Annotated in this window: 25 protein-coding genes and 1 pseudogene; 10 read left to right on the top strand and 16 right to left on the bottom strand. The window is 65.5% G+C overall.

The window, feature by feature from the left end; all coding sequences use genetic code 11:
* Positions 1-48 precede the first annotated feature (48 nt).
* From PSET11_RS01500 to PSET11_RS01480, 5 genes are all read right to left on the bottom strand, one after another.
* The gene (locus PSET11_RS01500) at positions 49-453 is read right to left on the bottom strand and encodes a DUF1304 domain-containing protein (RefSeq protein WP_124090055.1); all 405 of its coding nucleotides are present in this window, start codon (positions 451-453) and stop codon (positions 49-51) included.
* A gap of 27 nt (positions 454-480) precedes the next feature.
* Positions 481-1,344 (bottom strand): class II fructose-bisphosphate aldolase, encoded by an 864-nt coding sequence (locus tag PSET11_RS01495; protein ID WP_124090053.1) that lies wholly within the window; start codon positions 1,342-1,344, stop codon positions 481-483.
* Positions 1,344-2,813: a GntP family transporter gene (locus PSET11_RS01490; RefSeq protein WP_124090051.1), complete on the bottom strand. Its 1,470-nt coding sequence runs from the start codon at positions 2,811-2,813 to the stop codon at positions 1,344-1,346. Before PSET11_RS01490 ends, PSET11_RS01495 begins: the two co-directional genes overlap by 1 nt.
* Positions 2,814-2,943: 130 nt before the next feature.
* Entirely contained in the window at positions 2,944-3,843 is a 900-nt protein-coding gene (locus PSET11_RS01485) for an NAD(P)-dependent oxidoreductase (protein WP_124090049.1), read from the bottom strand.
* A 79-nt stretch (positions 3,844-3,922) separates the two neighbouring features.
* Positions 3,923-5,431, bottom strand: a complete 1,509-nt coding sequence (locus tag PSET11_RS01480) for a four-carbon acid sugar kinase family protein (protein WP_124090047.1) — start codon at positions 5,429-5,431, stop codon at positions 3,923-3,925.
* A 172-nt stretch (positions 5,432-5,603) separates the two neighbouring features.
* Between PSET11_RS01480 and PSET11_RS01475 the strand changes: the two genes are divergently transcribed.
* The 6 genes from PSET11_RS01475 (at position 5,604) to PSET11_RS01450 (ending at position 8,880) form a co-directional block, all read left to right on the top strand.
* The gene (locus PSET11_RS01475; RefSeq protein WP_124090044.1) at positions 5,604-6,329 is read left to right on the top strand and encodes a FadR/GntR family transcriptional regulator; all 726 of its coding nucleotides are present in this window, start codon (positions 5,604-5,606) and stop codon (positions 6,327-6,329) included.
* A gap of 52 nt (positions 6,330-6,381) precedes the next feature.
* Positions 6,382-6,594 (top strand): dodecin, encoded by a 213-nt coding sequence (locus PSET11_RS01470; protein WP_124090042.1) that lies wholly within the window; start codon positions 6,382-6,384, stop codon positions 6,592-6,594.
* Positions 6,595-6,792: 198 nt separating this feature from the next.
* The gene (locus PSET11_RS01465; RefSeq protein ID WP_124090040.1) at positions 6,793-7,059 is read left to right on the top strand and encodes a GlsB/YeaQ/YmgE family stress response membrane protein; all 267 of its coding nucleotides are present in this window, start codon (positions 6,793-6,795) and stop codon (positions 7,057-7,059) included.
* A 203-nt stretch (positions 7,060-7,262) separates the two neighbouring features.
* Positions 7,263-7,691: a hypothetical protein gene (locus PSET11_RS01460; protein WP_124090038.1), complete on the top strand. Its 429-nt coding sequence runs from the start codon at positions 7,263-7,265 to the stop codon at positions 7,689-7,691.
* On the top strand, positions 7,685-7,909 hold the full coding sequence (locus PSET11_RS01455; RefSeq protein ID WP_124090036.1) for a helix-turn-helix transcriptional regulator: 225 nt from the start codon (positions 7,685-7,687) through the stop codon (positions 7,907-7,909). Before PSET11_RS01460 ends, PSET11_RS01455 begins: the two co-directional genes overlap by 7 nt.
* The gene (locus PSET11_RS01450) at positions 7,906-8,880 is read left to right on the top strand and encodes an NAD(P)-dependent alcohol dehydrogenase (RefSeq protein ID WP_124090034.1); all 975 of its coding nucleotides are present in this window, start codon (positions 7,906-7,908) and stop codon (positions 8,878-8,880) included. Before PSET11_RS01455 ends, PSET11_RS01450 begins: the two co-directional genes overlap by 4 nt.
* A 55-nt stretch (positions 8,881-8,935) precedes the next feature.
* On the opposite strand, the gene PSET11_RS01445 is transcribed toward PSET11_RS01450, so the two are convergent.
* Positions 8,936-9,766 carry a putative protein N(5)-glutamine methyltransferase gene (locus PSET11_RS01445; RefSeq protein WP_124090032.1) on the bottom strand — a complete coding sequence of 277 codons (831 nt, stop codon included), beginning with the start codon at positions 9,764-9,766 and terminating at the stop codon, positions 8,936-8,938.
* A 14-nt stretch (positions 9,767-9,780) separates the two neighbouring features.
* Entirely contained in the window at positions 9,781-12,084 is a 2,304-nt protein-coding gene (gene malQ / locus PSET11_RS01440; RefSeq protein ID WP_124090031.1) for a 4-alpha-glucanotransferase, read from the bottom strand.
* A gap of 280 nt (positions 12,085-12,364) precedes the next feature.
* On the opposite strand from malQ, the gene PSET11_RS01435 reads away from it, so the two are divergent.
* Positions 12,365-13,468 (top strand): aldo/keto reductase, encoded by a 1,104-nt coding sequence (locus PSET11_RS01435; RefSeq protein ID WP_124090029.1) that lies wholly within the window; start codon positions 12,365-12,367, stop codon positions 13,466-13,468.
* Here the strand turns inward: PSET11_RS01435 and PSET11_RS01430 are convergent.
* Both PSET11_RS01430 and PSET11_RS01425 read right to left on the bottom strand, forming a co-directional pair.
* Positions 13,465-14,409 (bottom strand): DMT family transporter, encoded by a 945-nt coding sequence (locus PSET11_RS01430; RefSeq protein ID WP_203415865.1) that lies wholly within the window; start codon positions 14,407-14,409, stop codon positions 13,465-13,467. The genes PSET11_RS01435 and PSET11_RS01430 overlap by 4 nt on opposite strands.
* Positions 14,409-15,065, bottom strand: coding sequence for a TetR/AcrR family transcriptional regulator (locus tag PSET11_RS01425; RefSeq protein WP_124090027.1), 657 nt, complete (start codon positions 15,063-15,065; stop codon positions 14,409-14,411). Before PSET11_RS01425 ends, PSET11_RS01430 begins: the two co-directional genes overlap by 1 nt.
* A gap of 160 nt (positions 15,066-15,225) precedes the next feature.
* Between PSET11_RS01425 and PSET11_RS01420 the strand changes: the two genes are divergently transcribed.
* Positions 15,226-15,525: a DUF4193 domain-containing protein gene (locus PSET11_RS01420; protein ID WP_124090025.1), complete on the top strand. Its 300-nt coding sequence runs from the start codon at positions 15,226-15,228 to the stop codon at positions 15,523-15,525.
* Between the two features lie 350 nt (positions 15,526-15,875).
* Entirely contained in the window at positions 15,876-17,213 is a 1,338-nt protein-coding gene (locus PSET11_RS01415) for an MFS transporter (RefSeq protein ID WP_124090022.1), read from the top strand.
* Here the strand turns inward: PSET11_RS01415 and PSET11_RS01410 are convergent.
* Positions 17,210-18,241 carry a bile acid:sodium symporter family protein gene (locus PSET11_RS01410; RefSeq protein ID WP_124090020.1) on the bottom strand — a complete coding sequence of 344 codons (1,032 nt, stop codon included), beginning with the start codon at positions 18,239-18,241 and terminating at the stop codon, positions 17,210-17,212. The genes PSET11_RS01415 and PSET11_RS01410 overlap by 4 nt on opposite strands.
* Before the next feature lie 83 nt (positions 18,242-18,324).
* Positions 18,325-18,759: an SRPBCC family protein gene (locus tag PSET11_RS01405; protein ID WP_124090018.1), complete on the bottom strand. Its 435-nt coding sequence runs from the start codon at positions 18,757-18,759 to the stop codon at positions 18,325-18,327.
* A gap of 119 nt (positions 18,760-18,878) precedes the next feature.
* On the opposite strand from PSET11_RS01405, the gene PSET11_RS01400 reads away from it, so the two are divergent.
* The gene (locus PSET11_RS01400; RefSeq protein ID WP_124090016.1) at positions 18,879-19,400 is read left to right on the top strand and encodes a transferase; all 522 of its coding nucleotides are present in this window, start codon (positions 18,879-18,881) and stop codon (positions 19,398-19,400) included.
* A gap of 58 nt (positions 19,401-19,458) precedes the next feature.
* On the opposite strand, the pseudogene PSET11_RS01395 reads toward PSET11_RS01400, so the two are convergent.
* The 5 genes and pseudogenes from PSET11_RS01395 to ureE form a co-directional block, all read right to left on the bottom strand.
* A pseudogene (locus tag PSET11_RS01395) lies at positions 19,459-20,508 on the bottom strand (HoxN/HupN/NixA family nickel/cobalt transporter).
* Positions 20,508-21,446 carry an urease accessory protein UreD gene (locus PSET11_RS01390; protein WP_377946713.1) on the bottom strand — a complete coding sequence of 313 codons (939 nt, stop codon included), beginning with the start codon at positions 21,444-21,446 and terminating at the stop codon, positions 20,508-20,510. Before PSET11_RS01390 ends, PSET11_RS01395 begins: the two are co-directional and overlap by 1 nt.
* Before the next feature lie 65 nt (positions 21,447-21,511).
* Positions 21,512-22,129 carry an urease accessory protein UreG gene (gene ureG / locus PSET11_RS01385; RefSeq protein ID WP_124090014.1) on the bottom strand — a complete coding sequence of 206 codons (618 nt, stop codon included), beginning with the start codon at positions 22,127-22,129 and terminating at the stop codon, positions 21,512-21,514.
* Positions 22,130-22,144: 15 nt separating this feature from the next.
* The gene (locus PSET11_RS01380) at positions 22,145-22,825 is read right to left on the bottom strand and encodes an urease accessory protein UreF (RefSeq protein ID WP_124090011.1); all 681 of its coding nucleotides are present in this window, start codon (positions 22,823-22,825) and stop codon (positions 22,145-22,147) included.
* Entirely contained in the window at positions 22,806-23,285 is a 480-nt protein-coding gene (gene ureE / locus PSET11_RS01375; protein WP_124090009.1) for an urease accessory protein UreE, read from the bottom strand. The genes PSET11_RS01380 and ureE overlap by 20 nt, the downstream gene beginning before the upstream one ends.
* Positions 23,286-23,287 lie beyond the last annotated feature (2 nt).

The raw sequence follows: 23,287 nt of genomic DNA, 5'->3' as shown, positions 1-23,287 counted from the left end.
GAAACGGATCAGGGCAGGCAACCGGCGCGGCCCCCGCAGGGAAAGTACTTAGGCGGCTACGGCAATCAGGCCGAGTACGACGGCGATCAGCGGGGTAACGCCCTGCGTCACGGCGGGCCGGAGATTCTTCCGCCCACTCAAGGCCAAGACCAGGGCCGCCAGCAGCATGGATCCGCAGCAGGTGAAGATCAGGGTCCAGCCGGCAACGTGCTGGGCGGAACCAGAAGTACCAAAAGCCACCAGCCCCAGGCCGATAAACGCGCCGACCGCGAGGAAGAGGTTATAGAACCCCTGGTTGTAGGCCAACGACTTGGTGGTTTCTGCTTCAGCCTGCGAGGAAAGTCCGAACAGTTTCCAGGTGGCGGGCTGGGTCCAGTTGACTGACTCCAAGGTGAAGATGAAGACGTGCAACGCCGCGGCGAGGAAGACAAAGATGAGGGAGACCAGGATCATGGCTTGATCCTAGTCTCCCAAAGCACCTCAGCGCGTCAGCATCCCCAGCGCGCTGGCGGCGAACGTCCCGGCCGAGCGGTTCCAGTCCACCAAAAGGGCTTGCAGGTTTTCGCCGTCGAGCCGGCGGGACGGGAGATGCTCCTGGAGGGTGGCCAAGACGCCAGTCCGGAGCTCGGTGTTGAAATTGACCTTGCCCACGTTCATGGCGGCGGCCTTCACCAGCTCAGCGGCCGGGATCCCGGATGCGCCGTGGAGGACCAGGGGGATGTGGGTGCGCACCGCAATGTCCTGCAACACGTCCCACCGCAGCTGCGGCTCGCCCTTGTACTTGCCATGCACGTTACCCACAGCCACTGCCAGGAGTTGCGCGCCCGTGCGGGAGACGAAGTCTTCCACCTGGGCGGAGTCCGTGAGCCCCGCAACGTCGACACCAGCACCAGCACCAGCACCAGAAGCACCGAAGGCCCGGTCCTCATCGCCAGCCAAACCGCCCAGCTCCGCTTCGAGGACCACGTCCGGCCCCAACAGCTCGCGGGCCGCCACCACCAAGGCGATGTTGTCGGCGTACGGCAGGGACGAACCGTCGGCGAGGACCGAATCCGCCCCCGCGGTGACGGCGTCGGACATCACGGCAAGGTTGCTTGCGTGATCAAGTTGCACAGCCACGGGCACAGCGGCCGCGTCCGCCAGGGTGCGCAGCGCCGCGATGAGCCGGAGGCCGTTAGGCGTGGCGGCGGTTTTGGGTGCCACCAGCAGGATGACGCCGCGGCCAGCGTCCTCGGCTGCGCCCACCACGGCGAGCGCGGTGGTGAAGTCGTAGCAGGTGAACGCCGGGACGGCGGAGCGTTGCTGCAGTGCTGAGGTGACCAGGTGGTCGAGTCGGGTGCGCATCAGACGCTCAGGCCTCCGACGATGATCCAGGCCACGAAGGTCAGGGCGAACCCGGCCAGGCCCAGGATGGTGGTGAGGACGGTCCAGGTCCGCAGGCCGTCGGAGACGGTGAGGCCGTAGTACCGCACCACAGTCCAGAAGCCGGCGTCGGTCACATGGGAGAGGCCGAGTGCGCCGAAGCCAATGGCGATCACGATTACCGCGATCTGGGCCGGGGTGTAGCCGCCTTCCATGACGGCGGAGGTAAGCAGGCCGGTGGTGGTCACGATTGCCACTGTGGCCGAGCCCTGGGCTGCCCGCAACGCCAACGAAATGACGAAGCCGAGCGCAATGACCGGCAGGCCCAAGTGATCAAGGGTCTGCGAGAGGGCGGCGCCGATTCCTGAGGTGCGGAGGACTTCACCAAACACGCCACCTGCAGCAACCACCATGAGGATTGAGGCGATGGGAGGCAGTGCGCCTTCGAAAACTTCGCCCGTTTCTTTCAGCGACCAGTTGCGGCGGACCGCCAGCAGGAAGAAGGAGAGCGCCACAGCAACCGGGAGCGCGAAGAAGGGGTTGCCAATGAACGCGGCCAGGCCGTACCAGGAGTTGTCCTTGGGGATGGTGAGCGTGCCTACGGTGCCAATCAGGATCTGCACAATGGGGGCGGCGATCAGGAAGATAATCAGGCCGGGCCGCGGCGGGGCGATGGTCTGGGTGCGGAGAGCGGAACCCCCGGAAACGTCAGCAAGCGTGTCCGAGCCAAATTCGTCGACCTGGGCCTTCACGCCTGGGAGCAGTTCGTATTCCTTGCGGTTCATGATGCTGGCAACCCAGTAGGACAGGAAACCGAGCGGGACGCAGATGATGAGTGAGATGAGCGTGATCAGGCCAATGTCGGCGCCGAAAACGCCGGCACCGGCAACAATTCCGGGGTGCGGCGGGACAGCCACGTGGATGGCCAGCATGATGCCCGCCATGGGCAGGCCGAACTTGACCGGGTGGACGTTGGCGATCTTGGCGAAGGCGTACACGATGGGCACCAGAACGATCACGCCCACCTCGAAGAACACCGGAATGGCCACCAGGAAGCCAACGGCGGTGAGCGCCACGGCTACGCGCTTGGCGCCAAGCTTGTCGGTGAAGTGCGCAGCGAGTGACTGCACGCCGCCCGACACTTCGATCATCCGGCCCAGGATGGCACCGAGGGCAATCAGCAGCGCCACCTTGCCCATGGTGCTGCCCACACCGTTGGCCACCACGGTGAACACGTCCTTGAGCGGGATCTGGGCGGCGATGGCTACCATGATGCTGACCGTCAGCAGGGCCACGAAGGCCTGGATCTTGAAGCGGATGATCATCACCAGCAGAACAATGATGCCCAGCGCGGCGATGGTCAGCAGCAGCGGCGTACCAAGCTCCACCGCCGGCTTGATGGCGGGGGCGTCGGCCGCCCGCAGGATCAGCGGATTCATCAATTCATTCACGAGGGGTCTCCTATGACCAGCCAGTCTTCCAGAAGGTGTTTGCTATTTTCGGGCACTGCTGGGGTACTGCTGGGGTACGACGACGGCGGAACGGGGGTACGCCGTCGTCGTAGGTAGTGCGGGCGGCTGGCTACTTCGTGCGTTTGGTGGGTGCCACGACCTTGATGACAGCTGAGTCATCTGAGGCGGCGAGGCCTTGGGCCTGGCCGAGCAGGTAGAGCTGTTCCGCGGCAGCCGCCACGGGTGCGGCCAGGCCGGCGGCCCGGGTCGCCTTGCCCACGATTCCCATGTCCTTGACGAAGATGTCCAGCCGGGACAGCACCTCGGCGCCGTCCTGGTCGTAGGCCTCAAGGATGCGCGGGCCGCGGTTGGACAGCATGAACGATCCTGCAGCGCCGGCTTCGAGCGCTGCCAGGGTCTTGGCCTGGTCCAGGCCGAGTGCGTCTGCCAGTGCCAATGCCTCGGCGGCGGCGGCGATGTGCACGCCGCACAGGAGCTGGTTTACCGTCTTCAGGGCCTGCCCGTCACCGGGCTTGTCACCCACCACCGTCAGGGTGGAGGCAAGCAGTTCCAGCGCGGGGGCGGCCTTGGCGCGGGCCTCGGGCGAGGCGCCCACCACGATCAGGAGGTCGCCTTCGCCGGCGCGCTTCGGTCCGCCGGAGAGCGGCGCATCGACGAGGTCAACACCGAACGCGGCCAGCTTTTCGACCGTGGCGGGGATGGCATCGGTTCCCACCGTGCTGCCCAGGATCACGACGGCGCCCGGCTCCAGGACCGCCGCGACGCCCTGATCGCCGAACAAGACGTCATTGAGCTGTTCGCCGTTACGGACGGCGAGCAGGACGGCGTCGGCGCCTTTTGCGGCCTCGCGGGCGGTGCCGAACGTGGCAATGCCGGCGTCAGCGGCAAGTTGCAGGCGCGGTTCGGCGATGTCGAACCCGTGGACGGTGAGCTGGCTGGCGAGGCGGGTGGCCATGGGCAGGCCCATGGCGCCCAGGCCCAGGACGGTGACGGTGTAAGTGCTGGTCATGATGTTCTCCATCGAATTGGGGGGGCGGTTGGGAGCGGTGGCTGGGCCCGAGCTTGCGAGGGTTGGGAGCCAGCGGGGACTAAAAGGTGTTGCTGAGTTTGCGGGTGACCTGGGCGAGGGATTCGTCGTCGCCCACGTTGCCGGCGAAGACGATGTAGGGGATGCCTTGGGCCGGACCGTCGACTGGTTCCCAGAGCGAGACGATGCCCGGCAGCATGGGGCCACGGACAATGGCATGCCGGATTTCCAGGCCGTGGGCGGCAACGTCGGAGGAGGTGATGCCGCCCTTGGCGATCACGAAGCGCGGCGGGAAGGTTTTCAGCGTCCGGTTGACCACGGCGACGACTGCGGCGGAGACGGTGCGGGCAATGCGGAGGCTTGCGGCGGCGTCGTCCGTTTTGATGAGGAGGCGGCTCGTGTGGACGATGACGTCACCGTCGTGCAGGGCGGTGACGACGTCGGTCACCACCGTTTCGAGGTAGGTTTCGGCTGCTGCGGGGTCGGCCAGGAGCTTTTCGACGTCGATTTCCACGATCCGGGCGGCGCTGTGCTGTTCGGTGAGGGCTTTGAGTTGGCGGGTGGTGACGCCAACGTGGGAGCCCACCACGATCAGCCCGCCTGCTGGGGAGGGTGCGTGCCCGGCGTACGCTTCGGCGCCGCTGAGTTCGGTGCGGATCTCTTGGCCGAGGCGGGCCCTGACGAACGGCGGGCCCACGCGGTACAGCAGTTTCTTGCCGCGCCGCTCGGCTTCCTCAAGGCCCAGGGCGAGAGCGCGGAGGTCGTTTTCGGTGACGATGTCCGCCACGATGGGGGTTGAGTTGGCGGCGGCGTCGATCGCGTCCGCGATGGCCTTCGCGGAGGCTGCGGGGTCGTTGCCACCCTCAACTGCGCCGGCGCGGATGATGGTGAGGTCCAGGACGATCACGGAGCTGGCGGGGAAGCGGCCGGAGGATTTTTCGGCGACGTAGTCCTTCATCACCGAGGTGCTGAAGCCGAAGCTGGCGTCCTGGGCGAATTCTGTCTCGGAGACGGGCGTCAGGGTGCCGGCTGCGTCGCGCATGAAGTGGATGCCGCCGATGGTGACGCGGCCAGCGTCGGGAAACGCCGGAACCAGCACCACACCGTCGGTGGTTTCGCCGCTGACCGTCTTCACGGTGGCCGCGATGACGTCAGGTTCCAGCGGGTAGTGACCGCGGAGGGTGGAGTCGCTGCGGCTCACAAACCCGAGCTCCAGGGGTGCACCGTTCTTGCCGTGCTGAGCCGCGGCGGCCAAGGCATTCCGGACCACTGCCTCGTTCCGGGCGGCAGCCTCTGCCGGGTCAAGGCTGCGCGTGTTCGTGAGGACGTACACGGCCGGGCCGCAGTTGCTCTCCGCGATGTGGGCGAACGCCCAGGCGAAGTCGGCCTCGTCCCAGCGGGTGAGCACGGGCAGGTCTGCCACGGACTGCGTGCCTGTGGGGTCGTCGTCGAGCACCACCAGAACGCGAGGACGGTCCTGGCCGGGCTGGGAAACAGCGCTGGCCACCAGCGCTGCGGGGATCTGGACCTCAGCCGGGTACGCGGCGAGGACATCTGCTGCAAGCGTCACAATGCACTCCGTTGTGTATCGATCCGGAACCCGGATCCTAATTTTCGTTCGATCCATAAGATGTCTGACATCTTACGTTCGAGTGCTAGTGTTGCATACGTCATACAGGCGCGCAAGTAGACTTGGCTGATCAATCGATGGGCACAGGGCCCACAACTCGAGCGGGGGCAGTGTGGCCAGGAAGTCACTGGTTGGCGTGGTGGCGGACGAGCTGTTGGACCGGATCATCAAGGGCGAATTCCCGCCCGGTTCTGCCGTACCCGGCGAGCTGGAGCTCAGCGCGTTGCACGACGTCAGCCGCATGACCGTCCGGGAAGCCATCAAGACCCTTGAAGCCCAGCGCATCCTCAGCGTTGAACGCGGCAGGGGGACGTTCGTCAACCCCCTCAAGCTATGGGCCTCGTTGGAAGCTGTCCTGCGCGCCGCATCTGTTGAGTCCACGTCTGGGGAAGCGGCACTGCACCTGATTGAGCTGCGCCGGATGTTGGAGACGGGCGCCTGCGAACTGGCGGCGACCCGGATTTCCAAAGGCGATGTGGACTCCCTTTTTGCGCACCTCTCGGCGATGCGCGCAGCCTCGGCAATCAACGACGTCGGCGCTTTCGTGGAAGCCGATCTCGCCTTTCACGACGTCATCCTGCACGCCTCCGGCAACATTTTCGTGGCCGTCCTCTTCGATCCCCTGCGCCGTCTGCTTGAAGTTCGACGCGCGGAAACGTCCGCCATTCCTGCCATCCAGCAGCACGCCATCCGGCACCACCAGAACATTGCCGAGGCCCTGCAATCCGGCGATGCCGTCCGCGCGCGCCAAACCATGGATGACCACATGCAACAGACCATGAATGACCTCAAGGAACTCATTCTCGGGGCTCTGGCCAGCCCCGAGAAGTCGCACTAGTCTTCAAGGACCCCCTTCAACCGGGACCAACGATGATCACGAGGAGCGCACCTTGGCCAATCACACGTACAGCATTTCTGAAATTGTCGGCACCTCCAATGCGGGCGTGGATGACGCCGTTCGCAATGGGGTAGCCCAGGCGGCCAAGACCCTTCGCAACTTGGACTGGTTCGAGGTCAAGGAGATCCGGGGGCACATCAGCGACGGCGAGATCGCCGACTGGCAGGTCACCATCAAGATCGGTTTCCGCCTGGACGACCAGTAGCGTTCCCCCGTCGCCGGAGTGTGAAACCACTGGGTTTCGCGCCCACTCCCCGCCTCGCCACCACTCGTGACCGTAGGCGTTCAACCCGGCATTTCAGCGAAAAGTGGCGTAAAATAGTAAGTATGTTTACTATTGGGGCCGAAGGATAAGAGCTTTCGGAATCCGGGAGCCTCCTAACAGAAGGAAGAGGAACATCAAATGGGATTCATCGCATTTCTAATTCTTGGCCTCATCGCCGGCGCGATCGCCAAGGCCATTCTCCCCGGAAAGCAGGGTGGCGGCTGGGTCATCACCCTGATTCTGGGTGTTGTTGGCGCCATGCTCGGCGGCTGGCTTGGCGGTATGATCTTCGGGACCGGAATCAACGATTTCTTCTCGATCTCCACCTGGCTGCTGGCTATCGGCGGTTCGCTGATCGTCCTGCTTGTCTACGGCATGATCACCCGCCGCAGCGTCAACAGCTAATTAGACGCCACCTCCCCGCGCTCAGGCGCGGTGGAGGAGCTGACGCTGAAAAGCACCGACTGGAACTCACGTTCTGGTCGGTGCTTTTCCCGTTAAACGAAGCACTTAGACAGCAGTGAGAAGATGTCAAAAGTCATTGACACCATGTCTGCTTCGCCTTACATTGGCCGTGTCAATAATTCTTTACACAAAGGCGCGGGACCATGTCGATCGAAGAGAAACGCACCTGGATCATGGGAGCGGTGGCGCTGGTGGCGTATTGCCTCTACCTGGCAACGGTCCTGCCGCGCGCCGCAGCCACCTCCCTCGCCACCATGGACTACGTCGGTCCACTGTTGTGGAGCATCGGCGGCGCGATCATTGCGGCAATCGTGCTCAACCTCGCCATTCTCATTGGCGCCCCCCGATCAGCAATGGCAACGGACCAGCGGGACAAGGAAATCAATCGGTCCGGCGAATACATCGGCCAGTCGTTCGTGGTGCTGGGTGCCATCAGCGCCCTCATCCTTGCCATGCTCGAGGCCCCGCACGCATACATCGCCAACGTCATCTACCTCGGCTTCGTGCTGTCGGCGCTGCTGGAGTCCGTGTCCAAGATCGTCGCTTACCGCCGCGGGTTTGTCGGATGGTGAAGCCAACCCGGGTCACCAATGACATCCGCACTCTCCGCTTCGGCCACGGCGAGATGACCCAGGCCGAGCTCGCGGACCGGGTCGGCGTCACCCGGCAGACCATCAACGCCATCGAACAAGGCAAGTACTCCCCCTCCCTGGAGGTTGCCTTCCAGATCGCCCACGTCTTCAACATCCCGCTCGACAGGGTCTTTCACTACGCAGGAGAAAAGCCATGAAAGCAGTGCTTCAGGACAGGTACGGGACCTCCGCCACGCTCCGGATCGCCGACGTCGACACCCCAGTTCCGACCGCCGGCCAAGTATTGCTCCAGGTCAGCGCGGCGTCGATCCACATCGGTGACTGGCACCTGATGACGGGGCTGCCCCTGCTGGCCCGGCTGGCGCTGGGAATTCGGGCGCCCAAACAACGGGTGCGGGGCATGGACGTGGCTGGCCGCATCACCGCGGTGGGCGCCAACGTCACCAGCCACCTGGTGGGCGACTACGTCTTTGGGACAGCCAACGGAGCCTTTGCGGAATTCGCGGTGGCGCAGGCGGATGCGGTGGTCCCGCTGCCGGCCGAAACCACCGCAGAGCGGGCCGCTGCCCTTCCCACCTCAGCCACCACAGCACTGCACGCAGTCCGCGACGCCGGTAAGGTCCAGGCAGGTCAGCGCGTCCTGGTGCTGGGGGCGGCAGGCGGCGTGGGTATTTTCGCCGTGCAGATCGCCAAGGCCCTCCGCGCCCACGTCACGGGCGTGTGCAGCGAGCCGAAGCGGGATCTGGTGCGTTCCTTGGGCGCCGACCAGGTTCTTGACTATCGGGTGGACCGGGTGATCGGCAGCGAGCGCTACGACGTCATTGTGGACATGGGTGGCAGGCGGCCTGTGCGGCAGCTGCGGCGGGCCCTGACGCCCACCGGCACCCTGGTGATTGTTGGCGGCGAGGGCGGCGGTCGCGTCCTCGGTGGATTCGAGCGGTCCCTCCTGGCTCCGCTGGCAGGACTCTTCAGCAAGCAGAAATTCCGCGGCCTGATTTCCGTTACCAAGGAAGCCGACCTGCTGGACCTGAAGGCCATGGTGGAGGCTGGCACGTTGCGGCCAATCATCGACTCCACCTTCGCGCTCTCCGACACCCCAGCCGCCATGCATCGTCTCGAGGAGCACCTGGCGGTTGGCAAGCTGGTGATCGCTGTCCACCCGGACTGATCACGGTGGAGGTGGATCCGGACGGGCCACCTGCCGACTGCCCCGGTTCCCGCCCCTACACTTCCAACCCGGCCGTTCCCACCACAGCCGTCCCGTCGAGCTCCTCGGACCTCACGGTCTGCACTGCCAACCCGGCGCTGGCAAGAATAGCTGCCGTGGCGGGTGCTTGTCTGACACTGGTTTCGATGATGACCTGGCCGCCCGGCGCCAGCCATTCCTTGGCGCCGCGGGCCACCAGCCGGTGGAAGTCGAGGCCGTCGGCGCCGCCGTCAAGGCAGGCGCGCGCTTCATGGAGCCTGGCTTCCGGCGGCATGGTTTCGATGGCCGCCGTGGGGACGTAGGGTGCGTTGACTGCAAGGACGCGTACCCGGCCGCGAAGCTCGTGGGGTAGCGCCTCGAACAGATTGCCCTGGTGAACCAGTCCGCCCACGGGTCCGAGGTTTTGCCGGGCGCACGCCACAGCAGCGGGGTCGATATCCGCGGCATGGAGCTCGATCCCCGTAAAGCGCAGGGCCAAAGCCGCCCCCACAGCCCCTGACCCGCAGCAGAGATCCACCACCACCGTACGGGGCCCCGGCTCAAGAACGCCGGGCACCGCCGCCTTCCGCGTCAGCGCCGCCGCGGCCAAGTCCACCACCAGTTCGGTCCGCAGCCGGGGCACGAACACACCGGGCGCTACCGCGATGCGTTGGCCGGCGAAAGCAGCCCAGCCCAGGATGTACTCCAGCGGAGTGCCAGCCACGCGGCGTCGAACGTTGCTTTCCAGTTCTTCCGGTCCGGCGGACTCCGCGACGAGAAGTTGGGCCTCGTCCTCGGCGAAAACGCAGCCGGCAGCACGGAGCCGGAGCACAATCTGCGCCCCGACGTCCGGCCGTAGCTGCTGCATCCCGGTCCCGTGACCTAGCGCAGGGCCCGATCCACCGCACGCAACAGCGAGTTGAAGCGGGCGTTGGCAGGCAGGTCATCGAGCAGGACCGGCGCACCGTCCGGGCCGCCCAACGGAATCTGCCAGTTCGGATACAGCGCCTCGGTGGTGCCGGGCTGGTTCTGGACCCGGCGCTCCCCCACCGCATCCACCAGGGCGACGCCCATCAGTACCGAGGGAGCCTGGCACAGCAGCACGTGCAGCGCCTCAATGACCCGGGCCTCGGGGTCGGGCGTTTTCATGGCCGCATCCTCAGCCGAGAGCAGGCCGCGATCGCGGAGCACGGCGAACATCTTGCCCAGCGACGCCTCGTGGTCAGCCCGTTCCTCGGCCTCGGACCGCTCCAGCAGCCCCAGCTTGCTGCGCAACGCCACGTGGATGCCGGCCAAGTACCCTGCGGTGGGCGGCAGATCGTGGGTGTTGACGCTGGCAAGCGCCTGCTCCCGATACTTTTCGGGCGCAAGGGGCAAATCGCCGTCGTACTCAAACCACAAAATCGAGGTGCCCAGGATGCCGCGGGCCGCGAGGTAGTCCCGGACCCATGGCTCGAACGTGCCCAGGTCCTCGCCGATCACCACGGCATTGGCGCGGTGCGCTTCCAGGGCGAGGATGCCAATGAGGGCCTCATGGTCGTAGCGGACGTAGGCGCCGTCCCCCGGCGAATTGCCGGCCGGGACCCACCAGAGCCGGAACAGGCCAAGGATGTGGTCCACCCGGATCCCGCCAGCGTGCCGCAGGATGGTGGCCAGCATGTTCCGGAAAGGGGCGTACCCCGTCTCGGCAAGCCGGCCAGGATGCCACGGCGGCTGGCCCCAATCCTGGCCCTGCTGGTTGTACATGTCCGGTGGAGCGCCCACGCTCGTAGCTGGCGCCAGCACCTCCCGCAAGGTCCAGGCGTCGGCGCTTTCCAGGTCCACGCCCACGGCGAGGTCGTGCACCACGCCCATCCGCATCCCAGCCTTGACGGCACTGTGCTGCGCAGCCTCAAGTTGCTCATCGCAGATCCACTGCAGCCAACGGTGGAAGCCAATCCGGCCCGCCAGCTGCACCTTGAGCGCCTCAGCCTGCGCCGAACCCAGCTCGGACGAGGCATCAGTCCAGAACTGGTCGTCAGGGGCCACATCCTCACGGATGGCCGACCACAGGGCAAAGTCGTCGAGCCCAGCCCCGGACAGCGCCAGAAACGCATCGAAGGCAGATTGCCTGGCCGGTGGTCGCGGCGCGTCGTACAGCAGTTCGAGCGCCTGCAGCTTGGCCGTATACACGGCGTCCCGGTCCAAATGCTGGCCCTCGGCGTTCAGGCCCGCCACACTTTCGCGGAGCCGGTCCACCATGGCCCGTTTACGCGGCTCCAGGTACGCCAACTCCGGAACGGCCTCCACCCGGATGTACAGCGGGTTGAAGAACCGCCGGGTGGACGGCGAGTAGGGCGAGGGCTGCACCGGCGGCACGGGCTCTGCCGCGTGCAGCGGGTTCACCAGCACGTAATCGGCACCCCGGGCGCCGCTCAGTGCGGCCAAATCCGCCAGGTCCGCGAAATCGCCGATCCCCCACGAGCGCCTGGACCGTGCCGAATACAGTTGCGTGGCCAGGCCCCAGCCGCGGCGTTCGGTCAGCATCCTGTCGGTGTCCAGCCGGGCGGGCACCACCACCAGGGTTGCGGTTGCCGTGGCGTCGGCGGAGCGTGCGCGCAGCGTATGCCACCCCAGGGGCAGGTCCGCCGGGATGCCGAAGGTCGCCCGCCCTGTCAGTATCCCGTCGACGTGCCGGGGCTGCACCCACGCATCGAGTTGACCTGCGGCGAGGCTGCCGCCGTCGGACTCCAGGGTGATCTCAACGGTGACAGCGGAGCCGTCCCGCACGTGCACCGGCACCTGTCCGGGCTGGCCTTCCTGAAGCACGACGGCGGGCGGCAGCATCCGCCGCCACGGCGCCAGTTCGGCGTCGGCCAGTGCCAGCCGGATTTGCTCGTCGGTCTGCGCCTGGACGCCCAAAGCGTGCAGGACTTTCGTCAGCGTAGCGGTGGCAACGGTATGCGGCAGACCGTCCCAGCCCTGGAACGTGGTCCCCACACCGTGCGCGTCGGCAAGCTGCTGGAGCAGGCCCGGGTCCACGGCATCGCCGGTGTTCGCAGGGCCACCATTGTTTGCAGCGTCACCATTGGTCGCTGTGTGACCAGCAATCGCAGCCTCACCTGCACGCGTTTGGGCGGGAACTGGACCGGCCGGCGCTATGCCCGCCTGCTCCGGTTGATCCTGCTGCTGACCTGTTGCCGTCATGCGTGTCCGCCTCGCGTGTGTGATGGGACCAAACCTACCGAGCTGCCTCGTCACGCAGAGGATTTGCTCCCCCCACGCAACCGTCCCCACCAGATTATGGCAACCAGCCGCGCGCACGAAAGCGTGACGTGGCCGCCACAAATCGTCACGCCGAAGCCCCAGCGTTACCTCGTGCGACGAAAAGAGAAGCCCCGTGGCGAAACCCCGGGTCCCGGCGTCGAATCTGTGTAGCGTCTGTTCGATCAACGTCATGATCTGCACCAGTGGGAGGAACTGAAGGATGGGCCTTAGCGAGCTTCGAATTTTCGGGCGCTCTGGCACCCCCATCAGTCCACTCACGTTGGGAACCATGAACTTCACCGAGGGGTTCGGCAGCGAGGCGGGCGGCGTTGGCCCTTCCACGGGCGGTGCAGCGAGCGGCGTTGGCCCTTCCGCGACCGGCGCGCCGACCGGTGCGCAAGAGAGCATCCGGATCATCAACGCAGCCCTGGACGCAGGGATTACGGCGGTGGATACGGCGGATGTGTACTCGCAGGGCCAGTCGGAGCAGGTGGTGGGCCGGGCACTTCGCGGCCGCCGGGACGATGTCTTCCTGGCCACCAAGTTCCACGGCCAGATGAGCGCCAACCCTGCCCACTCCGGGAATTCCCGCCGCTGGATCACGCAGGCAGTGGAGGGCAGTCTGCGCCGGCTGCAGACGGACCGAATCGACCTCTACCAGGCGCACCGGCCCGACTACAACACTGACGTCCTGGAGACCATCACCACCCTGAACGATCTCATCCGACAGGGCAAAATCCTCTACTACGGCACCTCCGTCTTCACCCCCGCGCAGTTGGTGGAGGCGCAGTGGTTGGCCAACACCAACCACCTGATCCCGCCGCTGGGCAACCAGGTCCCGTATTCGATGCTGGTGCGCGGCATCGAGCGCGATGTCCTGCCCATCGCCGCCCAATATGGGCTGGGCGTGCTGGCGTACGGGCCCCTGGCTGGGGGTTGGCTGTCCGGCAGCTTCACCCTCGATTCCCGGCCCGCCGCCGCGAGGGCACACTCGCTGCCGGGGCGGTACGACATGTCCGGGCCAGCCAGCGAGCGCAAACTCCATGCCACCGACGCGCTCACCCGGCTGGCTGACAAGCTGGAAGTATCCTTGGTGGACCTCTCCGTGGCCTTTGCGCTGACGCATCCCGCCATCAGCAGCGTCATCATCGGCCCCCGGACCGAAGAGCACCTGGCCTCCTACCTGGCAGCGGCCGACGTCCGGCTCAGCGAGGAGGTGCTGGACGCGATCGACGAGGTGGTCGCGCCCGGCACCAACTTTGTGGAGCGCGACGCCGGGGCGATCGTTCCGTCGCTCGAGTTTGCGGAGTTGCGCCGCCTCTAAGTCGACGGGTCATTTGTAGCCGCCGCCAGATCTCTTTCCTTGGCTGCGCTGGCTTTGGGTGCTCCGTCACCGAGCACGAACAGGCTGCCCACAACCATCGCGGCGCCGACCCAGGCCGGCGCCGCCAACCGTTCACCCACAATCAGCACCGCAAGGGCGGCCGCCACTACTGTCTCCAGCAGAGAAATGCTGGTGGCGGTGCTTGCCCGGAGGTGTGACAGTCCCCAGCCGAAGAGCAGGTAGCCCACAAACATCGGCATCAATGCCATGTAGAGGCCCACCGCAGCGTTGGACGCCGATGCCAGCAGGGATGCCCCGGTCAGCGCCAACACCGGCATCAAGAGAACGCCGCCCACCCCAAACATGGCACCCATCGCCGCCCTGGCCGGGTTCCCCGCGCTGATCAACCGGTGCGCGGCCCAGGAGTACAGCGCGTAAGTAACCCCGGCCACCAGGCCCAGGAGGATTCCCGCCGTCGAAGACCACGTCGAACCGGGCGCCCCAGCCTCCCCGCCATGCCCGAACACGGACAGCAGCGCAGCTCCCGCGACGCCCAACAGTGCGCCAGCAACCCACCGGCGACTTAGTGGCCTGCGGTCGCTGCCCCACTCGATCAGGGCCGCTGCGATGGGGGCAGAGCCGATGGTCACCACCGTTCCCACGGCCACCCCGGCGAGATGCATGGCGGAATAGAAGGCAAGTGGATAGGCGGCAACAGCCAGCGCACCAATAGCCACCAGGCGCCAGCGGGCTACCAAAGGTGCCCTGTTCGCACGGATCTGGCGGGCGGCAACAGCAGCCTGCAGGAGCCCGCCGATTCCCATAGCAACGGCCCCGATGGCCAGTGGGCTGACGCCGGGCGCCAACGTCGCGGCAGTCCCCGTGGTCCCCCACAGCACCGAGGCAGCCACCACGGCAAAGATGCCCCAGCGAGCGCCCATCACAGACCATCCAGCGGCGGTCTGGCCCGCGAGGGTCCGTCCAACAACGGCCTGGTCTGCATTGTCCCGCCCACCAGCGAGCTGTCCAGCAAGTCCACGGCGATCTGACGCGCCTGCAGGAGGCGGCCGTCGTCGCCCTCCAAACCTGCCCGGACCATGGCACCTTCCAGGAGAAGCGCCAGGTGGCTGGCGAGCAGGCCGCCCTGCGGAGCTGCCGCGAGGTGTTGGCGCAGCAAGCCTTCCACCTCTTCCTTGTGCCGACGAACCGCTTGCCGGCCGGGGTGTCCCACCGGAAGTTCGGCGGCGGCGTTCAAGAGGCCACACCCGCGGAAACCGTCCTGGTAGCCAAAGTTGGCGTGGTCGGTATAGGCATCAAAGACGGCGAGGACCAAGTCCCGGGGCGATTCAGCAGCACCAGCCCGTTGCCGATACAGCTCCAGCCACTCCTCATGCCGGGCCTCCAGGTAGGCCGCCACCAGCTCCGCCTTGGAACGGAAATTGTTGTAGAGGCTCTTCTTGGCCACGCCGGCACCCGTGGTGATGGCGTCGATGCCTGTTGCAGTAATCCCCTGCGCGTAAAACAGTGGTGCAGCAGCTGCCAGCAGCAAGGCTCGCGCTGGGCGCCGGGCCGTTGATGGTGAGCTGTTCGATGGCATGGCTGGCCCCTGACCTAAAGTAGTTAGATCAGTATACCTACTTGATCGCGGCGTCGCGTAGAGTTGCGGGAATATCTTTGCACTACACTCCGTTGTGGCTCTGTCCAGAACGGAACGCGCCGCACCATGCGCACAGGAAAGTCGACAGGAGAACGCCAACGTGTCAGTTGACTATGACGCCCCACGGGTGAGCCCCGGAGACGAGTCCGCCAGCGCCCTCACCGAGTTGGCCCAGCACACCTCCAACCGCAGCGAAGCCCTCATGGACGTTGCCGAAACAGACCTTGCCGACGGCTTTGACCTGCCCGGCGCCGAACCATCAGCCGAGGAACTTCAGCTCCAGATCATCCCGGTCCAGCAGGACGAGTTCACCTGCATGTCCTGCTTCCTGGTGCATCACCGCAGCCAACTGGCGCGCGAAAAGGACGGCAAGAAGTACTGCCGCGAGTGCGAATCCTAGGCTTTACGCCCACAGCGAGGGGCCAGAAACGACGCCCCGCACGCAACTCGCCATAACGCGCCCAGTCACGCACCGAACCGCGCCTTCAGTACCGGGTTCGGTTCCTTTGGCGCGCAAGAAAAGAGTGCCGGAATTGCGGAAGGTCTTGACGAAGTGGCCCACTTCACAATAGATTGTTCAACAACTTCAGATTGTTCAACAACTGTTGTGCAAGAACCCCGTCGGGGCGGTGCCGTCAACGGACCGCCCAAACCTCCCGCCGTCGTCGTCCCCTCAGTCCCATGCGAACGACGGCGGCCAGCACCTTTTCCGCCCCCGCGGTTCCCAGGAACCCCCTTTGGAGGACAATCATGGCCAGCCAACCCGCGCCAAAAACCGAGCCCATCGTGGTGGAGCGCAAGGACATGTACAAGGCCTTCGCGGCCAGCCTGACCGGCACCGCGCTGGAGTTCTACGACTTCGCCGTCTACTCGGCAGCAGCAGCAATCGTCTTCCCGCTCATCTTCTTCCCGGCGGCAGACCCCCTCACCGGCACCCTGCTGGCCTTCTCCACCTACGCAGTGGGCTACATTTCCCGCCCCGTCGGCGGCATCATCTTCGGCCGGCTCGGTGATGAGATTGGCCGCAAAAAGGTCCTGGTCATCACGCTGCTCCTGATCGGCGTGGCCACGTTCCTGATCGGCCTGCTTCCCACCTACGGCAACATCGGCATCGTGGCGCCGATCGCGCTGGTCCTGCTCCGGTTCGCCCAAGGCGTGGGTGTGGGCGGCGAATGGGGCAGCGCTGTGCTGTTGTCGAGCGAATTCGGTGATCCCCGGCGTCGCGGATTCTGGGCTTCCGCAGCCCAGATCGGCCCGCCGGCTGGCAACCTGATGGCCAACGGTGCCCTGGCAATCCTGACGCTGGTCCTCTCCGAGGAAGCGTTCCTCAGCTACGGCTGGCGCATTGCGTTCCTGATCTCCGCCGTCCTGGTCGCGTTTGGACTCTGGATCCGGCTCCGCCTCGAGGACACCCCGGTGTTCCGGGCACTCGAAGCCCGTGGCGACAAGGCGAGCGCGCCCATCCGGGAAGTCCTGCAGACGCAGCGCCGCCCTCTCGCTGCTGCCATCCTCAGCCGCATTGGCCCGGACGTCCTTTACGCACTCTGCACCGTCTTCACCCTGACCTACGGCATCCAGAAGCTCGGCTTCGACCGCGGCCAGGTCCTGGTAGCTGTGCTTATTGGTTCCGCCGTACAGCTCTTCACCATGCCCCTGGCCGGCGCCCTGTCAGACCGGATCAACCGTCGCCTGGTCTACGGCGTTGCAGCCGTGGGCGCCTCCATCTGGGCCTTCGTGTTCTTCATCGCCCTGGACGGCAAATCCAGTGTGGTCCTCATTATCGGCACGGTCATGGGCCTGGTCTTCCACTCCTTCATGTACGGCCCACAGGCCGCGTTCGTGGTGGAGCAGTTCAGCCCGCGGCTCCGCTCCACGGGCAGCTCCCTGGCGTACACCTTTGCCGGCATCATTGGCGGTGCCATTGCACCGTTCATGTTCACGCTTCTGATGGGCGCCTACAACAGCTGGTTGCCGGTTGCCATTTACCTGACGGTCGCCTGCATCCTCACCCTGATCGGTCTGGCGCTGGGCCGCAACTCGAACGTTGCCGAGGACGAGGAGTACCTGCAGGTTTCCGCTTCCGCCTAAGGCGTTTGCGAACTCGCCGGGACGGGCGGTGTGGTGGACGCGTCAGGCAGGGGCCGGCGCGCCAGCCACGCCGCCACAATGGCGCCGGAGACGTTGTGCCACAGCGAGAAGACTGCGGACGGAAGTGCCGCCAGCGGACTGAAGTGCGCGGTGGCCAAGGTGGCGGCAAGGCCAGAGTTCTGCATCCCCACTTCAAACGCCAGCGCGCGGCGGGCCCTCGCATCGAGCCGGCCCAGCTTGCCCGCGAGGTAGCCCAGGCCCAGGCCGAACCCGTTATGCAGCACCACGGCGAGGAAGACCACGCCGCCGGCAGCCACGATTTTGTCGGCGCTGCCGGCCAGCACAATTGCCACAATCAGGGAAATCACGACGGCGGATGCCCACGGCAGCGCCGGCAGCACCTTGGCCACGGCCCGCCGGAGGAACAGCCGGGCCAGCAGCCCGGCGATGACCGGCAGCAGGACCGTCTTGAGGATATCCATGACCATGCCGCCGGCGTCGATCTGAAGGTACGAGCCGGCGAGGAAGAGCACCAGCAACGGCGTCACGATCGGGGCGATGAGCGTGGACACCGAAGCGACCGCCACGGAGAGGGCAACGTCCCCCTTCGCCAGGAACGCCATGACGTTCGAGGCAGTTCCGGACGGCGCACAGCCCACCAGAATCAAACCCACCGCGAGCTCAGGGCTCAGGTTCAGGGCCACCGCAATCAGCCAGCCCGCGCCGGGCATGATCACATAGTGCGCCACGATGCCCAGCAAAACCGCCCAGGGCCGCTTGGCCACGGCGGCGAAGTCGGGCGGCGTCAAGGTCAGGCCCATGCAGAACATGATGATGCCCAAGAGGTAGGGAACGCTGGGGGCCATCGGTTTGAACGCTCCGGGCGCAAGATAGCCAGCAACGCCTGCGGCCACCACCAGCAGCGGGAACACCGTGACGGCTATCCGGGCGATCCTCGCCTCAGCAGCCAAAGCTGGGTTCAGGGGTGGCTGGTTGGACGGGCTGGGTGACTTTGTTGCCTCAAGCATCCATTCATGCTGGCAGGGTCGACGGCGGCGCACCAGTTCATGACGGAACCAGGTAACCAACCGGAGCGTCGCCTTAGCACTCCCTAGGCCATCGAGTTGAGCTTGTTGCGGAGGCCGGCCAGGGCTGGCTCCCGGAGCGAGTTGAACGCTGGCTTGACGAAAGGTTCCGCCAACTTAGCCAAGCCATTGAGCGAGAACTCGGCCTTGTACGTGACGCTCGATCCGGTGCCGGCGGGCACCACAGAGATGGTGTCCAGTGCGGTGACCGTCTTGTTTTCGCCGCGGAGTTTGATGTGGCTCGTTCCCAGGTCGATGACTTCGTAAATCAGCTCCTGACGTTTGCCCTTGAACTCGGCTTCAGCACGATATCTGTGGCCCACGGCTACGGGACCCGGCGTCAGCTTTTCCATGACGGGAGTGCCCGGGTCCCATTCGCTGGTGTTCTCAAACTGGCTCAGGAAAGCGAAGGCCTTCTCGGCGGACAGTGCGGTCTCTACGGTTCCGGCTACGGTGATCATGGTCCCAGTCTAGGAAGCCAGGCTTAGTATTCACAGCATGGCGCCGGATATCGGGAATCCTGGCACCTGTTCAACCGTTAACTTACTGTCGAGTACGGCACCAGAGGGAAGGGGACTACATGAACGCCAAGTTTGAATCTTTTGAAGACGACGCCGGGAAGATCACCCGCTACGTCCGGCACGCGAACGGTGGTGGCCTGGTGGCTCCCGGCGCGGTCGTGGCCGAGAACGCCAGCATCGGCACCATGACCTACGTGGAGCAAGGCGCACGGGTAGGGGCCGGCGCCATCATCGGCGCCAACAGTTGGATTGGCCGCGATGCCGAGATCGGCAGTTCCGCCACGGTGGGCGCCAACGTACGGGTGGGCCGCGGGGCAATTGTGGGTAGCCGGTCCAAGGTGGGCAGCCACTCCCGGATTGGCAGCGGCGTGCTGATCGGATCCGGCGTCCAGATTACGGATGACACGTTGATTCCCGACGGCGGCGCCGTCACCCTGCGCAGGTCGGCGGCACCCGCTGCCACCCAGCCGGGCACGCAGCAGGGAGACCCTGCTGCCGAAGCGCCGCCAGCCACCATCGGGCTGCAGGGTGAAGGGCAACAGGAGCAGAGTCAGCAGGATCCCAGACGACTGGCAGCCTAGGCTACGCAGCGTCCGGCATTACCAGGGCAGCAGGACCCTGGACGACTGGCGGCCTAGGCTAGGCAGCGTTGCGGGTGAGGCGGTAGCGCAGCACCGCTGCGCCCCAGACCAGCAGCAGGATGGCTGCCAGGAGCAGCCCTGCCTCGCCGAGGTCCACTTCGCCCAGCCAGGTGGTGAGCGGGTCGTCAAGGCTGAAGGCAGCGTTGGCGAACCCGCCTAGCGTGATGAAGGAAATGAAGAGCGCCGACACCGCTGAAATGCCGGTGATGACCGCGTTGAACCCCAGTTTGCGCCGTGGGTTGTCCACCGCGGACCGGTACATGGCCAGTACGGCTACTCCGTTGAGGGAGTCGAACAGGGTCATGGCGGCGGTGAAGGCGAGCGGCAGCGCCAGCAGGGTCAGCGGCGGTACGCCAGCCAAGGCGGCGGCAGTGGTCATCACCAGCAGGCCGATGGTTGTGGCGGTGTCGAACCCCAGACCAAAGAGAAACCCGATGACGTAGATGTTCCGCGGCTGCCGGACCCCGGCGAGCGGACGATTGAGCAGCCTTGCCATGAGGCCCTTCGCTTCGAGGTCCTCGAGGGTGAGCTCGGCGCCTTTGGCTGAGGACCGGTAGAGCCGAGTGGTCTGCATGAAGGCGGCGCCATTGAACAACCCCATGGCCAGCAGGAAGATGCCCGAGACGCCGCTGCCGATCAGGCCGAGGATCAGGTTCCCGGTGGTGCCGTCCTGCATCCATTTGCCAACCAACGACGCTCCGGAAATGAGCAGAGTGCCCGCCAAGATAACCACCGTGCTGTGTCCCAGGCTAAACGCGAATCCCACACTCACGGGATCCTTGCCCTATGCCACAAATCGCCGGGTGGAGTTATCGATCGCGGCCAGGTGGTCCCAGTCGTAGCTGTGCTTGATGCCGGCCAGGTAGGCGGTCAACACCAGGCCCAAGGCAAGTGGCTGCGCGCCGTCACCCGTCAGTCCCGTCAGGAGAATCACGACGGCGGCACCGTGGAGGAAGGCCACGGCGCCGAAGGTGAAGGCTAGCCGGGTCCTGCGCGGCAGCGCCTCACGCTCGCGGTACATAGTGGTCATGCTGCGCAGGGCGGTCATCAGTGCTTCCTTAGGGTGAGGGGTTGCTGGCCAGTCCACCGCTCCCGGAGCAAGGTGGTGCAGGCCGCCAACAGGCGGTTAAGTTCGTCAGTGCTGTTGCCTAGGGCACGGAGCACCAGCCCCGTGGTCCCGGCAACAGTCCGGGTCAAGGAGACACCCGTCAGGGCATCGAATCGATCGGTCAGTACGTGCAGTTCGTCTGCGAGGGCCTGGTTGACCCGCGCATCGACCACTAGCAGCGAACCGAGGTGGCTGCAGCCTTCCATGAAGCCCAGGCCGGTCACATCGCTTGCTGGCGGCTGGATCAGCAGGTTATCCAAGGCGAGCAATTCCGGCGGACCCGCGTCCGCCTGAACCCAGATGGAGTTCCGCAGCCTGATCTCCTCGTAGCGGAACGCTGCGCCGTCAGGGGACCAGCCCGGGGTGACAACCTCGGCCATCACCAGGGACGAGGACGGCTGCACCGTGAAGGAACTCACCTGCCGGTAGCACGCCTCGCGGTAGGCGATCAGCTGGTCGGGCATGAGTTCGAGGCGAGCCCCCTCCCTCAACGTGACCCGCATCTGCTGTTCTGCAAACGAGCCGGGCGTCCGGTACACCTTGGTGGCGGACTGTGTGGTCAGCAGCAGGTCAGCGCCCTTCTCCACCACAACGTCCAGCAGAAAGAGGTCACCGCCAAGGTAGGCTCCGCCCGGGTTGATCAGCACGTAGCAGACCTGGCCAGAGTCATCGAGGTAGTGCGGACGGAGGATCCGCAGGGCGCCTTCATGGAATTGGCTCGAAGCGTACGAGCGTCCGTTACGGGCGGAAATCCCCAGTTCGAGCCGCCCGCGCGGAGCCTTGGTTGCAGGTGCGGCGAGAGGCTTGTCGGCTAGCGTTGCGGCGGGAGCGGTGAGAAGCGTGTCGGCGGGAGCGGCGGACTCGGCCACGGAGCCCAAAGGTGTTGCTGCGACCACCGCACCCGACAGCACCTGCTCCGTCCCGTGCACCGCCGCAACCATGCTCATTGTGCCAAGTCGAGCATCAGCACGTCTCGCCGGATCCAGTTGATGACGGCGTCGAGGCCTTCGTCAGTCTTGAGGTTGGTGAAGCAGAAGGGCTTGTTGCCGCGGAACTCCTTGGAGTCCCGTTCCATGACGGACAGGTCGGCCCCAACGTGGGGTGCCAGGTCCGTCTTGTTGATGATGAACAGGTCCGACTTGATCATGCCCTGGCCTGCTTTGCGCGGGATCTTCTCGCCCTGGGCCACGTCGATGATGTAGATGGAAAAGTCCACCAGCTCCGGGCTGAAGGTGGCCGAGAGGTTGTCCCCGCCGGACTCGACGAAAATGACCTGGAGGTCGGGGTGGCGCTGCTTGAGTTCCTCGATAGCGGCGGTGTTCATCGAGGTGTCTTCGCGAATAGCGGTGTGCGGGCAGCCGCCTGTTTCCACGCCGATGATCCGGTCCAGCGGAAGTATGCCGTTCGCGGCAAGTATCTTGGCGTCTTCGATGGTATAGATGTCGTTGGTGATCGCGGCCATGGAGATTTCACGGCTCATGTGCCGGGTGAGGCGCTCTACCAGTTGGGTTTTGCCGGCCCCGACGGGGCCGCCGATACCGATCTTGATGGGTTCTGTCATTGCTGTTCTCCTGTTTTAACTCATGAACATGCGCGCACGTTGGCGTTCGTGCCGCATTTGGAATATCTCCAGTCCGGGGCTCAGGGCTCCGAAGTCGTCCGGCGGGAGGTGCCTGATCCGTTCGACGGCGGCAGCAACGGCGTCGGCCGCTTCCCGAAGAATCCGCTGGCCTGCGTTCTGGCCCAGCGGGATGGCCCGCCCGGCGTTCTGCGTCAGGGACGTCACCGTCGCAAAAAGGTAGGCGGTCAAGGCCTCGGCCAGCGGGACCTGCAGCGACTGGGCCACGACGGCGAAGGCCAACGGCTGATGCCCTGCAGCCTTGCCGGTGCGTACCAGGCCCCGGTACTGTTCCAGCTCAGCCGAGGAAAAGACCTCCGCCCCGATGTCCAGGAGCCGACTCCCCATCTTGGTGCTGGCTTCCCGGACCTGCCGTGGGAGCAGCGCGCCGGAAAGTTGCGCGTCAATAGCAGCCACGTCCAGGCCTTCGTACAGGAATCGGATGGCCAACCCGTCGGAGTAGGACAGCGGCTGGGCAATGAAGGCCGCCAACCACGCCCCAAAGCTGGCCTCATCGGTGATCACTTCGCGATCAATGTAGGCCTCGAAGCCGAGCGAATGCGCAAATGCGCCGGTTGGGAGTGCCGAATCCGTGAGTTGCTGGAGGGCCAGCTGGTAGCTAGTGACTGTGCTCGGCATGGCGGAATGGCACCGGCATGAGGCGCTCCTGCCGTGAATAGGGCACGGCAACGTGGTTGAGGTAGTCCTCCACGGTGTGGTCGTAGGCGCAGACCATGACCTCGGCCGCGTATTCGGAGGTGGCGTCGAAGAACTGGGCTTGCAGGTGCCGGTTGCCCAGCGAGTGTGCCACCACGCCCATCTCGTGGATGGTCCGTGGCGCGATCACCAGGACGTCAGTGGGCAACACCGAAACAACGATCAAGCCGTCATCTCCCACGTGCAGGATGTCGCCGTCGCGCAGGTCCGGTGAACCGGCGGGCAAGCGGATCCCAATTTCCTGGCCGTGGTCTGTGGTGGTGCGCTGGATGCGCTTCACCAGTTCGGCGCTGGGCAACACCACTTTCTCCACATGCCTGCCAGCGTAAGGATCGGGGGCCTGCAACTCGTGCAGGTTTCCGACTATTTTTTCGATAATCACTA

It is taken from the genome of Arthrobacter ulcerisalmonis, assembly GCF_900609065.1.
Taxonomy (GTDB): Bacteria; Actinomycetota; Actinomycetes; order Actinomycetales; family Micrococcaceae; genus Arthrobacter; species Arthrobacter ulcerisalmonis.
This window is presented reverse-complemented; position numbering and strand designations above follow the sequence as displayed.

Coding starts and splice junctions, on each gene's coding strand:
- PSET11_RS01500 (WP_124090055.1), bottom strand. CDS start 453: ATGATCCTGGTCTCCCTCATCTTTGTCTTCCTCGCCGCGGCGTTGCAC.
- PSET11_RS01495 (WP_124090053.1), bottom strand. CDS start 1,344: ATGCGCACCCGACTCGACCACCTGGTCACCTCAGCACTGCAGCAACGC.
- PSET11_RS01485 (WP_124090049.1), bottom strand. CDS start 3,843: ATGACCAGCACTTACACCGTCACCGTCCTGGGCCTGGGCGCCATGGGC.
- PSET11_RS01465 (WP_124090040.1), top strand. CDS start 6,793: ATGGGATTCATCGCATTTCTAATTCTTGGCCTCATCGCCGGCGCGATC.
- PSET11_RS01460 (WP_124090038.1), top strand. CDS start 7,263: ATGTCGATCGAAGAGAAACGCACCTGGATCATGGGAGCGGTGGCGCTG.
- PSET11_RS01455 (WP_124090036.1), top strand. CDS start 7,685: ATGGTGAAGCCAACCCGGGTCACCAATGACATCCGCACTCTCCGCTTC.
- PSET11_RS01450 (WP_124090034.1), top strand. CDS start 7,906: ATGAAAGCAGTGCTTCAGGACAGGTACGGGACCTCCGCCACGCTCCGG.
- PSET11_RS01445 (WP_124090032.1), bottom strand. CDS start 9,766: ATGCAGCAGCTACGGCCGGACGTCGGGGCGCAGATTGTGCTCCGGCTC.
- malQ (WP_124090031.1), bottom strand. CDS start 12,084: ATGACGGCAACAGGTCAGCAGCAGGATCAACCGGAGCAGGCGGGCATA.
- PSET11_RS01435 (WP_124090029.1), top strand. CDS start 12,365: ATGGGCCTTAGCGAGCTTCGAATTTTCGGGCGCTCTGGCACCCCCATC.
- PSET11_RS01430 (WP_203415865.1), bottom strand. CDS start 14,409: ATGGGCGCTCGCTGGGGCATCTTTGCCGTGGTGGCTGCCTCGGTGCTG.
- PSET11_RS01425 (WP_124090027.1), bottom strand. CDS start 15,065: ATGCCATCGAACAGCTCACCATCAACGGCCCGGCGCCCAGCGCGAGCC.
- PSET11_RS01415 (WP_124090022.1), top strand. CDS start 15,876: ATGGCCAGCCAACCCGCGCCAAAAACCGAGCCCATCGTGGTGGAGCGC.
- PSET11_RS01410 (WP_124090020.1), bottom strand. CDS start 18,241: ATGCTTGAGGCAACAAAGTCACCCAGCCCGTCCAACCAGCCACCCCTG.
- PSET11_RS01405 (WP_124090018.1), bottom strand. CDS start 18,759: ATGATCACCGTAGCCGGAACCGTAGAGACCGCACTGTCCGCCGAGAAG.
- PSET11_RS01400 (WP_124090016.1), top strand. CDS start 18,879: ATGAACGCCAAGTTTGAATCTTTTGAAGACGACGCCGGGAAGATCACC.
- ureG (WP_124090014.1), bottom strand. CDS start 22,129: ATGACAGAACCCATCAAGATCGGTATCGGCGGCCCCGTCGGGGCCGGC.
- PSET11_RS01380 (WP_124090011.1), bottom strand. CDS start 22,825: ATGCCGAGCACAGTCACTAGCTACCAGCTGGCCCTCCAGCAACTCACG.